Source organism: Caldivirga maquilingensis IC-167, assembly GCF_000018305.1.
Lineage (GTDB): Archaea > Thermoproteota > Thermoprotei > Thermoproteales > Thermocladiaceae > Caldivirga > Caldivirga maquilingensis.
Map to the genome: position 1 here is coordinate 1,944,648 of NC_009954.1, position 12,872 is coordinate 1,957,519.

11 protein-coding genes and 1 tRNA gene are annotated in these 12,872 nt (G+C 42.1%); 8 read left to right on the forward strand and 4 right to left on the reverse strand.

Annotated features, from left to right (window positions below; all coding sequences use genetic code 11):
* The first annotated feature begins 103 nt into the window (after positions 1 to 103).
* Together CMAQ_RS09630 and CMAQ_RS09635 are read left to right on the forward strand one after the other, a co-directional pair.
* The gene (locus CMAQ_RS09630) at positions 104 to 553 is read left to right on the forward strand and encodes a hypothetical protein (protein WP_012186906.1); all 450 of its coding nucleotides are present in this window, start codon (positions 104 to 106) and stop codon (positions 551 to 553) included.
* Entirely contained in the window at positions 550 to 1,203 is a 654-nt protein-coding gene (locus CMAQ_RS09635) for an orotidine 5'-phosphate decarboxylase / HUMPS family protein (protein ID WP_012186907.1), read from the forward strand. The genes CMAQ_RS09630 and CMAQ_RS09635 overlap by 4 nt, the downstream gene beginning before the upstream one ends.
* 206 nt (positions 1,204 to 1,409) lie before the next feature.
* Here CMAQ_RS09635 and CMAQ_RS09640 read toward each other — a convergent pair.
* The 3 genes from CMAQ_RS09640 to CMAQ_RS09650 form a co-directional block, all read right to left on the reverse strand.
* Positions 1,410 to 1,483, reverse strand: a tRNA-Met gene (locus tag CMAQ_RS09640).
* Between the two features lie 78 nt (positions 1,484 to 1,561).
* Positions 1,562 to 2,059, reverse strand: coding sequence for a cob(I)yrinic acid a,c-diamide adenosyltransferase (locus tag CMAQ_RS09645; protein WP_048062811.1), 498 nt, complete (start codon positions 2,057 to 2,059; stop codon positions 1,562 to 1,564).
* A 163-nt stretch (positions 2,060 to 2,222) separates the two neighbouring features.
* Positions 2,223 to 2,762, reverse strand: coding sequence for a 50S ribosomal protein L13 (locus tag CMAQ_RS09650; protein ID WP_012186909.1), 540 nt, complete (start codon positions 2,760 to 2,762; stop codon positions 2,223 to 2,225).
* 160 nt (positions 2,763 to 2,922) lie between these two features.
* Between CMAQ_RS09650 and CMAQ_RS09655 the strand changes: the two genes are divergently transcribed.
* From CMAQ_RS09655 to CMAQ_RS09675, 5 genes are read left to right on the forward strand one after another with little or no spacing between them, the layout of a single operon-like run.
* The gene (locus CMAQ_RS09655) at positions 2,923 to 4,335 is read left to right on the forward strand and encodes an Ig-like domain-containing protein (protein WP_156769896.1); all 1,413 of its coding nucleotides are present in this window, start codon (positions 2,923 to 2,925) and stop codon (positions 4,333 to 4,335) included.
* A 1-nt stretch (position 4,336) separates the two neighbouring features.
* The gene (locus CMAQ_RS09660) at positions 4,337 to 6,433 is read left to right on the forward strand and encodes a hypothetical protein (RefSeq protein ID WP_012186911.1); all 2,097 of its coding nucleotides are present in this window, start codon (positions 4,337 to 4,339) and stop codon (positions 6,431 to 6,433) included.
* On the forward strand, positions 6,427 to 8,025 hold the full coding sequence (locus CMAQ_RS09665) for a hypothetical protein (RefSeq protein WP_012186912.1): 1,599 nt from the start codon (positions 6,427 to 6,429) through the stop codon (positions 8,023 to 8,025). The genes CMAQ_RS09660 and CMAQ_RS09665 overlap by 7 nt, the downstream gene beginning before the upstream one ends.
* Complete coding sequence (locus tag CMAQ_RS09670; RefSeq protein ID WP_012186913.1) at positions 8,022 to 8,792, forward strand: hypothetical protein; 771 nt, start codon at positions 8,022 to 8,024, stop codon at positions 8,790 to 8,792. Before CMAQ_RS09665 ends, CMAQ_RS09670 begins: the two co-directional genes overlap by 4 nt.
* A gap of 4 nt (positions 8,793 to 8,796) precedes the next feature.
* Positions 8,797 to 9,354, forward strand: a complete 558-nt coding sequence (locus tag CMAQ_RS09675; protein WP_012186914.1) for a hypothetical protein — start codon at positions 8,797 to 8,799, stop codon at positions 9,352 to 9,354.
* Here CMAQ_RS09675 and CMAQ_RS09680 read toward each other — a convergent pair.
* Entirely contained in the window at positions 9,351 to 12,248 is a 2,898-nt protein-coding gene (locus CMAQ_RS09680; protein WP_048062812.1) for a DEAD/DEAH box helicase, read from the reverse strand. The genes CMAQ_RS09675 and CMAQ_RS09680 overlap by 4 nt on opposite strands.
* A 167-nt stretch (positions 12,249 to 12,415) precedes the next feature.
* Between CMAQ_RS09680 and CMAQ_RS09685 the strand changes: the two genes are divergently transcribed.
* Positions 12,416 to 12,817 (forward strand): Trm112 family protein, encoded by a 402-nt coding sequence (locus tag CMAQ_RS09685; RefSeq protein WP_012186916.1) that lies wholly within the window; start codon positions 12,416 to 12,418, stop codon positions 12,815 to 12,817.
* The last annotated feature ends 55 nt before the right edge of the window (positions 12,818 to 12,872 follow it).

The following is a 12,872-nucleotide window of genomic DNA, read 5'->3' on the forward strand; positions in this document are numbered from 1 at the left end:
TGGATTTTATAAATCTTATCATTTCACAATTGTTGAATTTGCCTGCTTAACCTTAGTTTTAATGACTTAAATTTTATTAACTGAGGTGTGTAGACTGCATAATATGGAGTCTCAAGCTGATAACACTGGTGGTGACTTAGAGGTAATGTACTTTGCATCGCTGAACGATTTCATGAATTACATAGATAACCAGATTAACTCCCTTGAGGAGACCATTAACTTAATTGAGAAGAACATTGCACAAATTGAACCAAGGTTAGTAGGCTTCCAGTCGCTTCTAAATATTATTAAGAAGCTTGTGGGTAATGAGAACATAATGCTAACTCCAGCAATAGAGGTTACTGGGCTTAAGATAATAGTTGATCCTAAGCCCATTGATGAGTACGACGTACTTAAGGAGTCCGTTGACTCCATGAAGGATAAGTTAACAGTGTTGAAGAAGGTTAGGGAATTAATAAGAACAATAATAGCCTCCACTAAACTAGACGTACCAATATTAGTACAGACTAGGGCTGGGGTCCCAATTAAGATGCTAATAGGTGTAAGTAAATGAAACTACAGGTGGCATTGGATTTAACAAACCTAGATGCTGCCGTTGACTTGGCTAGGAGACTTCATAGGGGTGGGTTGATTGATGTTATTGAGGTTGGTACACCATTAATAAAGGCCTACGGCATGTATGCTGTATCAAGAATGAGGGTCTGCTGCCCCTCGGCGCTAATATTCGCCGACTTAAAGACAATGGACGCTGGTAGAATTGAGGTGAGGTTAGCCTCAGAGAATGGTGCAAACATGGCCAGTGTATTGGCCGCTGCCCCAGTGGATACTATAAGGGAATTCAGTGATGAGGCCAGGAAACTGGGCTTAAGCACCGTGGTTGACTTCATAGGGGTGGTTAACGTTGAGGAGAGGGTTAAGGAGGTTCTTAATGCAGCTAAGGTTGATTACATAGGCCTCCACGTGGGTATTGACGTACAGGACTCTAGGAAAGTTAACGCTGAGGTACTTATCGATGAAGCCGAGTCAATAAAGAGGAAGTATAATGTTGGGGTTACCCTGGCAGGTGGTGTTGACGCTGGAACAGCCCTTAAATTAAGGGGAAGGGACATTGATATAGTTGTAGTTGGTAGAGCCATAACCTCAGCTGAGAAGCCGGAGGGTGTGGCTAGGGAAATTAGAAGAAACCTAGGACTAATGCAGTGAACATAGTCTTATGATTTGATCTTAAAATAATATACACATTATGGTATCATAATATTTAATTAACAAATTGATTACTTAGCCGTGTTTAATTCCGTGAACCTTAACCACTGAGTTAAGTATCCATCACCTCATTTTATTGAAGAGTAATAATTATTCCTAATACTTAATTATTACTCATGGTAATTTTTTCTTCGGGATAGAGGAAGTGGGCCCGCCGGGATTTGAACCCGGGACCTTCCGGTTATGAGCCGGACGCTCCACCATGCTGAGCTACGGGCCCTATTAACCTATGGTTGCCTAAGACTTTTTAACTTTTACCTCAGTGGCTTTTTAAACCATTCCCTTAATTAAGCATGATTCACCACTCAAGGCCCATGACTCCCACAATACCCTTATCATAGTAATGCTTAACAGGCTTAAACTCAGTTACTAGGTCGGCTAACTCAAGGAATTCACTTGGTGCATTACGGCCTGTTAAAACGACGTTAACCTCATTGGGTAGCTTCCTTAAGCCATCAATAACTTCACGACTAGTCATTAACCCACCGTTAACTGCATTGTTAACCTCATCCAATACTAGTAGGAAGGGTTTAATCATAATGCTCCTTTCAATAGCCTTGTTGAAAACATCCCTAGGGGTCCTTAAGGCTTCCTCACTCATGTAATACACCTCAACCAGATCACTCATCTTAAGTAATGCCGAGTATTCACCAACCCACTGTCCTCTGTAAATTAGGGTCTTCATAACGTGTGCAACTATTGACCTTAATCCATGGCCGTAAGCCCTCAGCACCAGGCCTAATGCTGCAGTGGTCTTACCCTTACCATCACCAGTGTAGACTAGTATTAAACCCATAGACTGGGTATAATAATCAGTGGTATATAAGGCATAAGCTTTAATGAAGCGGTAGCTACTATTTCTCATAATTAATAATCCTCTACTTAAGTAATTTATTTAGCTATAATGTAATGGGAAGGCAAACCCATGGTGATGAATTAAAAAGCGTAAGGGCAATGATTTATTGCTTATTACTCTCAGCCTTAGTGCTCATGCTTTGTCCCTTCCTCCATGCCTCATGCTCACTAGGTTCAATACTGGCCCAAATCTCCTCAAGGGTAACGTACTTTAAACCAGGCCTAAGCCTGAGCATTGAGCCTGGAATCACGTAAGCCGCCTTACCGCTGTATTCACTTGGTACACCCATGAATATTCTAATCCTCTTCAAGGCTGACTTACCCTTACTCCTCTTATACGGAAGCATACCCCTAATAATTCTCCTAAGGATCCTATCCGGCCTCCTAGGCCACTTTGGCCCAACCTTCTCTGGGTTATAATGAGTCCTTATCTCACTCATTCTCCTCTTAAACCAATCAATAACCATGTTCCTATCCCCTGTTACCACAGCCTTCTCAGCGTTAATTATTATAACCCTCTTACCCTGTAGTGCTAATTTAGCAACCACGGTTGCTAACCTTCCTGCAACGTGGTTTGATGCATCAATCACTACCTCATTTTCCTTGGGTAATTCACCCTTATTAAGCACCTTAACCTCACTCATAACTTAACCGAGGCACACTGGTGGGGGGCCTTTTAAATAATTTGCACCATGATTAATGCTAAGCCCAGGGATTCATCATAATTTTCCATTATTCAGCGTCAGTGAAGTTGAATTAAATGTTAAAAGCTTAAATAACCCTATAGGGGAATATAAGCGTATTATGTTTAACTTAAGGAAAGGGCAGATGAGCGCCATTGAGGCCATAGTTATTGTAGTTGTTATTGTATTAATGGTAATAGTATTCATTAGACTAATCCCCAGTTACCTACCCACGGCAGGCAGTGAGGTTAATACACTTCAATTAAACGCCCTGGCTCAAAGCCTACTAAACTACATTATCACTAATCCAGGTAATCCAGTTTACTGGGGTCAGAATGCAAGCCTAATGAATGCCTTTGGCCTAGCCTCATTTAACTCACCCTACTCCCTTGATCCATTTAAGGTACTTCAATTAGTATTCTGGGACTATGCGAATAATGCCAGTGTAGCCGTATCGCCAGGCAATATTAGGGGTTACTGCAGTATTAATCAAATAAATGGTGTGGGTTTCCAACAATTCCTAAGCCAGTACGGTATTAGCTACGTAACCTTGAATTACCTCTGGTTATTCACTGTTGGTTACCCAACGAACTGGGTGATTAGTTATAATCAGGTTAAGCAACTTCTTGGTTTAGGTAATAGTTATGACTTCGTTATTGTAATTCACCCACTCTACATGATTAGGGTAATTAACTTAACCTCAAACATAGCCTACATTAAGGTTACCGACTACTCCACCGGTGTAGCAATACCTAATGCGACGGTTACCGTGCAGTACTTTATAACATCACTGGCATCTAATAATGCTGTCTTTTACCAGGGTTACTCATCAGGAATAACCAACTCTAATGGGGTGGCTTCAATCAGCTTACCCGTAGCCTTTAACCCAAGTAATTACTACTACATGGTTATTACAGCGCAGACAGCTGGGTTGAAGGACTACGCCTACTACCAATACCCTGCTATTCAAATACCATTACTAACCGTTGGCATAGTACCCTTAATTAACAGTAATGGGTATAGCGTAGTATTCGCTGACCCACACATATTCACTAACTGCCTACTGGGGGTGAGTTTAAGTAATCCAAGTCAGTCTGCATTAGGTTTAAGGGTAGTTGCGGTATATAAGTCAATATATAATTTCACAACAATGAGCATTAACTTCACCTTTAACCCATCTAGGGGTAGTAATAGTTACCCAGTTTCATGCACGATCTTAAGTAGTAGTAATCCTCCTAATTACTCAGCCTGCTACTGGAACCTACCCAGCACACCCATGCTTCTACTGGTTTGGATTCAGAGGAATAGCCAAGGCCAAAGTGGCTCAGTACCCTTAAGTCAATTACTGGTAATACCCTTAGGCTATAACCCGGACTTATACTTAGTGAATAGGACAATAATCTTCGGTTACCCAGTTAAGTACGCACCCACTGGTGTGTCTAGGGCTTTAGTCTACATTGGTGATGCAGCCTACGTGATTAAGCTTTACCTATACTATAGGGGTAACGCCTTCAGCGGATTAGGGGTGAGTTAAATTGAGGGGGCAGGCAGTAGTGCTCATAGCGTTAGTAATAGTCCTAGCTGCACTAGCCCTAGCCGTAGTGTTCAGGGTATTTGCAATGGCCCCAGCCTATGTTTACCAGAGGAGCATATACTACGTCTTCAAGTATAACCCACTCCTAGTGACTCAAGGCTTAGCATTAAGCATGAATACTGCGGTTTACTCATTTGCAGTGAACTTTAGTAGGTATATGGTTAACTACGGTGTAACAATGTACCTTCACGTACTGGCTGGGTGGACACCATTACCAACATCATTACTCAGCATGCTTCAGCAGGAGTTCAACCTAATAATTAACACGGCCTACGCCCCCACAGGCTTAGCTGTGCCCGTGGGTCAACCAGTGTTTAACGTATCCGTATTCACTGATTTCTACGGTGCATTAGGGGTACCTAATGTTAATATGATTTACAGTGGTGGTTCAGGGGCAGGTATTAGCATTGGTGTTTCACAGAAATTCAACATGCCCACCCTTGGAATTTACAACTTAACCTTAAGTGATGCATTCAATTACACGGCGATATTCGTGCATCCAGGTAATTCAACATGCAACGTACCTACTAGGGCAATAACCTACACCGCAGTGTACTCATGTACATTCAACTTCACATCACCCCAATACTACCGCTGCATTAACCCAGGCGTTAATGAAACAGGTTTAACATACTCAATCTGGGCTGGAATCCAATCCCCCCAAGGAATCCAAGAGGGGGCATTACTACTCTACCCCATTGATGAACTTGACTCATCAGGTGGCTTTAGGGTGAGCGCATTATTCAAGGTGACTAACATAAATGACTTAAGCATAGGCTTAAGTATACTTGACCCATACCCATCAACCCCGCAGGGTTACGCTGGTTACACAATCATTGTGCAGTCCAGTTCCAATAACCTAATGTACACAATCTATGCTGGCACTAATCAAGTAAGTCAAGGTACTGCGCCATTATCGGTATTATCTGGTAATGTAATTAACGTCACTATTCAGGTTACTGGGATTACTGGTGGCCCATTCTCAAGTAACCCCACGGCCACAGCCACCTTCTACATTAATGGTTCAAGTGCTGCGTCATTCAGTGTTAGTTTGCCTAAGTGGAATTACATCTACTCGCAGGAATTCTCAAGTTATATGTATGAGTTGGCTGGTGTTGATAATGCCCAAGGTACTTATGCACCCATTGGATCATGGGTTACTATACTTAACTCAAGCGGTGCTAATATATTCATGGTTCAGGTTAGGCTTAAGCAAAACTACAGGCTGGTGGTTAATCCATTAATCCTAGTCAGCCTGAATAATGCACCAGCATTAGGCACTACACTTAACTTAGCGTACGTTAAGCCAACCGTGGGTTTAAGGTATCTTAACATTAGTTACGTTATATGCAATATAACATCAAGTGGAGTAATCTATGAGGTTAATTTAAGCAGTATTAACCCGCAATTAATAGGCTACCCTTATAATCAATTACTAATCCTAACTAATTATTCAGGTATAGTGCTTGCCCTCAATCCATGGAGCCCAGGTGCCTTAGCCACGTATGGGGTTGATTACAGTGATTATATTCCATATTCGAAATATTCATCAACATCAATGGTGGGTTACTATATTCAAGTCTACAATACGGCATCCAACTCATTAATCAACCTAGTTTACCTATGGAATGGTGGGGTGCCAACAGCATTAACAATATACCAGGGTGAATCCATACTAGTCTACTATGGCAGCCTTACTACAATATACCTGGTTAATGTGAAGGCATCCAGTGTTAACATTTACCCAGGCTTAGTGGGTTCACTTAAATTATACACCTTCAAAGAGACTATACTCAATATACCTCCCGGTTACATGGTGCTCAATGAAACAGCCCCATCCGCCTCACTTAACCCAGGTATGGTTATAGCTTTTCAGTATCTACCCAGTGAAACACTACCCATAACTTACGTTAACTCAACAATAACTAACTGCTACTCGTTTGAGTATAATCAATTAGTTAATTATGCATTACTGCTTAATTATGTTCCCGGCCAGGGTTATGTTTACTATGGTTATGGGGGTGGTTCCGAATGTTGAGGCTGGGTCAAGCTAGGTTGATTGAGGCTGTGGCCGCGGTCTTAATAATAATTATATTATTCTCAATGCTTCCGCTTCTCTTTAAATCACCCCTTACACCACTTAGGAGTCAGATTCAGGTTGGTGTTAGTCAATACGCCTATAATTCATTATACACCCTGGTTACTAACCCATTATTCATAAATGCCTTAAGTAAGGGTAACTGGAGTACTATACATTCATTGGCATCCGCCATAATTGGTCCTCAGTATAATTGGTTCATTGGCCTTGAACCCCTTTACAAGGCCTTAACCATAAGCTCATATAGTGTCATGCCTAATTACGTTGCCTTAAACATAACCCTAGTACCAAGCCCAAGCACATACGGTGGCTATGCGTTAATTGATTTACCAATCCTCTTAATTAACCAGGGCTTACCCCTCAGTTATAGGATAAACACCAGTGTACCCATGGCTAACGTATTCATATTGAATAGTAATGGTAATCCTGTTAACTGGTGGTTAATGAGTTATAATTACGTCACTGGGGATGCCTTAATTTGGGTTAAGACTAGTTCAAGTAGGTTAACAATCATTGTTTCCAGGAATGGTTCCGTACCCTATAATCCAATCACCGGTGAATACTGCAGTAACCCCTACTGCCCACCCTACGGTGGCTTAAGCTCATTCATGGCTACTTCACTGAATTTACCAATAGCTAATTATAATAATGGGTTAAGCGTGCTTAGTCAATTGAATGGTTTAAACCAGTACTGGTGGTTTAACCAATCTACTGCATTATGCTCCGGCGCTTACTCATTATCAGGTAACGTGCTTACTTTTAATGTTCCTCAATCATCATCAGCATCATGCACCTTACTTAACCCATCAATAATAGGTACGTACACAACATTAATTGGGCAGTTAATGAGCATAATACCTGGTTCATCATTAAGCATTAATTTGAATTACGTGGTGACTGTGTATAATGGAACCAGAAGCTACACAGCCAAGGTGCCTGTTGCATTAATCTTAACCTACTACGGTAATGGGACTGTTAACTATGAATTATATGTTAATGGGCAATTAGCCTATGATAACAATGGGCCATACGTCTACTTATTCATGATAAGCCTGCAGCCTTCAGTAACCCCAGGAGTATGCTCCAGTGGTTCCTCATTATACTACACCCTTAATGAATCAGTGAGTATGTATGATTACGTATCAATGACTAGTAAGTCAATAAGCGGTACGTATCAGTCACCATGCCTCCCCCTCACATATAATGGAGTAGCCTCAGCATCAGTGGCAATAAGCAGTAGCTCTGGGATAACCCTGGGTTTAAATTCCTCATACACCCCTGGTGTGAATTATGAATATAACTCTGTGGTGAAGATCTATGACCTAGTAGCCACGCCACCAGCCACTTCAGCGGTGGTTGCTGGGGCTTACTTTAATTACGCAATAACCAGTAATGTTATTCCACAGTATTACGCATACAGTATTCCTGGTTTACCATTCACCCCAACGGCAGGCGCCTTCACAGTCATAGTGCTACCTAATGGAACGTATTACTTAATTGCACTTGAAATACAGGAGGTGAGTGGTGGATGATGAGTAGGATTGGTCAATCAAATATCATTGGGGTAGTAATATTGATTGCTGTGGTATTAATAATATCATCAGTCTTCCTAATTTATGCCATGGGTAATTTCAATAAGTCTGCTGCATCAGCTGCATTATCCCAGGTTGAGTCATTCCTAACTAATGTCGCTGATGATGTTGAGGCATCAATGTATGTTCCAGGAACAGTGCTTGTTTACCCAATTCCATCAACAGGCTATGGTGCATTCAACCTAATTAACAGGTACTGTAACTACACTATTAGTGGTTACGGTAACTTCACCAGTGGCGCCTTGGTTTACGGTATTCCACCCGGCTTATTATCATACCCGGTGAACTTCATTGATGTAATCAGGGGTGGTTACGGTAACGGGTTACCGAGCGCAGTGGTTGATAGCCCTATTGTTAATAATTCGGCTGCGCCATTAATATCCATTGTTCAATTCGGTTACGGTGAGGTGCTTGGGGTAAGTTACGGTACTTACCTGGTTGTCTTCCCAAGGGTAATGATTGTTGAGAATCCACCTAACGCCTACATTTATGTCCCAGTGTTCAACCCTATTACTAATACCGCATTAGGCTCTAGGACTACACTAATAATTAACGTAACCAGTGTTGAGTCTACTGTTATCTCACTGCCGAGTGGTTCATCAGTAACTGTGAGTGGTGAATGCGGTGACTTAAGCGGGTTAGTTACTGTTAATAATCTTAATAGTATTAATATTGTTATTATTAACATGACTATAACCTATAGGTGATGGTATGGATGTGATAGGTTATGTCATAATAACCGTGGCCTTGATTACGGTGGCTGGTTTAATGTACTACTACGTTAACTACTACATAACCTACAACATGCTTAACGTTGCATCATACCTAGAGTCACTGATTTATAACGCCATTACTCATGATTTTCAAACAGCGGTTGCCTTAGCATCGTTAAACCAAGTCACTGGTTCATTCCAATACCAGTTAACTTTACCAACAGCAACATTACCTAGTCAAGGTATTTCACTACAGTATACTGTTACGTTTTACCCAGGTTACTTAAGTAATGGTGGCTTAGGCTTATTCCTAAACATTACCGTCACGTTATCAACAAGTAGTCTTAGCCTCACTGTTAGGAGGAGTGGATTAACTGTATTATCATCGGAGCAACCGGTCATAGTATCGGCCTTAAATTGCTTAAACTCACCGAAACCAGTTACGTTAATTAATCCAAGTTGGGGCACTTTACCTAATCCACCACCATCATGTACCTGGAGTGGCTCAACAGTGATGAGTGGTTTAGCTTACCTTAACATAACTAAGGTTGGTTAAGTGAAGAACCTCTGCTTAACCTCCTCCTTCTCGGCGTTGTATAATTTAATTATGAATTCATTGAAGTCCTCCGACCCATCTGATGATAGGAATTCCTCAGCCCTGCGTAGACTAATCCTACTCGCTATAGCCATTAACCCCCTCCAACCATACTTAGTCAATAATTCACTGGCCTTCACTAATCTATCATAATCATCACCACTACCCCTCCTAATTATTGCAGCAACCTTATCAGGCTCCATCTTTGATGCAGTTAACTTAACTGAACCACACTTAGGGCACTTCAAGTCCTTAATCAAATCCTTAACACTCCCAATGTAGACGTTACCGCATTCAAGGCATGCCAGGGTTAATGGTTCATTAAGCAACCTAGCCTTCACACTCTCAATTATTAACTTATCCAACCTCTCCGGGGCAATTACCTCAAGCCTACTGCTAGCCTTACTTAGGATTTCCCTAGCCATTGGACTGAATTCACTCCCCTCAATTACACTCACCTTAATGGTTCCATCCAGTATGGACTTAAGCACCCTTACGGCTCCATCAACATCAAGATCACTTGTTATGAACTCCCTAAGCGCCTCAACGTAAACCGGTGTACCCTCAAGGGCTTGTATCAGGTTGGTTAAGCTAATGTCTGAGACAGACTTATCACTCTTAATTACGTTGAACCTCCTAGCTACGTGAACCACCTTCCTCTTAAATAAACCAGTCTCAAGGGCAATCCTCTTAATATACTGGATGAACTCACTCATGCTTAAGTTCGCCAACGCCCTCAGGGACTCAATTATGATGCCTGGCCCAACCTTACTAGGTAGTTGAAGTATTATTGCGTATGGGTCCTGTTGAACCCTAACCGGTAAGTCAAGGGCATGCGTCATGTAGCTGGCTAATAATCTTGATAATGTCCTATTCACTAATGTACCGAAGCTGGCGTGTACGACGACTAATTCACCAACCTTCTCAATGATTATTGAGTCATCAGTTGGCACGAAGCCGTACTTCAACTGCTCCTTAATAGTTGACACAATGTACTTAACCGTGCGCCTAGATACACCCAACTCCTTGGTCAACCTACTAATTAACGCATCCTCACTGGCGCCGTTCCTTAACTCGTCTGTTATTATTCTCTTCAATCTACCGACGTCTTGCGCAATCTCAAAGGGGACGGGTATCTCTTCCCCAATCCATGATGGTATAGCACCCACTGGGTCCTTTGCTGGTTCAACGTAAATTACATCATCCTTAATTGACCTAAGTATCCATACGTTACCCCTGAATACGAATTTTATTCCTGGTTCCCCATACTCAGCCATGAATGCCTCATCAAGCACACCAACCACCTCACCTGTATCAACTCTAGTAACCAGGTACTGCTTCTCCTCAGGTATCATTGATAAGTTGTTGAAGAAGTATTCCCTAAGCTCAATCCTGGACCTAGGGCTCCTCGGCTTTAACACAACACCCTCCTCCTCAATGAAGTAGACTAACCTAGGCCTAAGGCCCTCACTCATGAATCTGAGAACTGCAATCAACTCATCCCTAGTTAAGTTCCTGTAGGGGTAGGCGCCCTTAACTATGTTGAGTATCTCATCAACAGTCCACCTGGGTTTCATGAGTATCAGGGATACTATTTGATTAAAGAGGACGTCGTAAGGCTTCTCAGGGGACTTGGTTGGTTCAAGCCAGCCGGCCCTAGCCCTATTCACTATGGCTATTGCCTCCAAGGTATCGTTAATATCCTCAGTTATTATAATGCCCTTAGGTACCTTATCAAGCCTATGCCCACTCCTCCCAACCCTCTGAACAAGCCTGGTGACTTGATGCGGTGAAACGTATTGAATAACCTGGTCAACGTGCCCAATATCAATACCTAGCTCTAGGCTTGATGTGGCTACAACAGCCTTAAGCCTACCACCCCTAAGCATCTCCTCTGTGTTAAGCCTATTAACCCTGGATAATGAACTGTGGTGTATTGATACTGGGTAGGTTGGGTTAATCATGAGTATTCTTGAGGTGAGTAACTCAGCCATTGACCTGGTGTTAACGAAAACTATTGATGACTTACCACCATCATCAATTAGATTCATGACGTACAGCAACCTGGCTAAGGCATCGTTATGGAATAATTCATCAGCATTAATGTTATTCACAATCATGTACCTAGCCTTAAGTTCATTAATGTCCGCGTTACTTAATGATACTGCTGGGTTAATTACATCGAATTGGTAATTCCTAGTGAAGGATAGGTTAATGACTTCACACTCCTCATCATTACCCACAAGGAATTTAGCCACTTCACTGGGTGAACCCACTGATGCCGATAATCCAATTACCTGGAATCTACCCGCCAAGGCCTTAAGCTTCTGTAGGCCGATTGATAATTGACTCCCCCTCTTATCCTCAACTAACTCATGAACCTCATCCACTATAACCCATTTAACCTTAGATATGTGCTCCCTAAGCCTACTACCAATGAAGAGTATTTGAAGGGTCTCCGGGGTGGTTATGAGTAATTGAGGAGGGTTCCTACTCTGCCTAGCCCTCTCATTCTTATCAGTGTCCCCATGCCTAACAGCCACAGTTAACCCAACCCCACTAGCCCACCACTCAATCCTCCTTAGTAAATCCCTATTAAGGGCCCTGAGGGGGGTTATGTATAGTATGTAGATTCCCCTCGGTTTATCCTGAGGCATATTTAGGTACATTGATAAGACAGGTAGTAGGGCAGCCTCAGTCTTACCGCTACCAGTGGGGGCTATTAGTAGGGTGTTTTTACCGCTTAATATGACTGGGATTGCCTTAAGCTGAGGCTCGGTTAATTCCCTGAAGCCCCTCTTAACCACTAATTCCTTAACCATGGGATGCAGCATGCTTAATACATCAATAGACATTATTACTACTGACAATGAGCATAACCCCTTATAAAAGTTTCCACGATGCAAATGAAGGCATCATTAACCCCACTTGTTTAAGGTATGCTGCATTAATGCTGGTGCCTAATTAACTCCTCATTTTTGCGTGGAGTAATATTTTTAAGTTCACGATACGGCACCTGCTGATGAAATATAGGTTAATGGATATTTTAGCATGCCCATATGATAAAACATTCCCACTAACCCTAGTGGTATTTGAGGAGAAGACTTACCCTGAAAGAACATACAGCGGTAGAGTACCCTTCTGCGAACTATACTGCTCCTTCAGGAAAATGAACATTAAGGACATGAGTAACCCAAGCCAGGAAGCACCCTGCGGTGAGTGCATTAAGCATGAGGTGGTTAACGGCATACTATACTGCCCAACCTGCGGTAGATGGTACCCCATAAAGGATGAGATACCGATACTACTCCCCGATGAGTTAAGGAATAAGAAGGAGGATGATGAATTCCTGGATAAGTTCAAGGATAAGATAAGGGAATTAGCCCCTGAGATAGCATCCAAGATACTTAAACAAGCCACGTAACTCACTGGGGAGCGTGATTAAGTGGGAGACGTAAAGGAGGCAAAACCTTAATAAT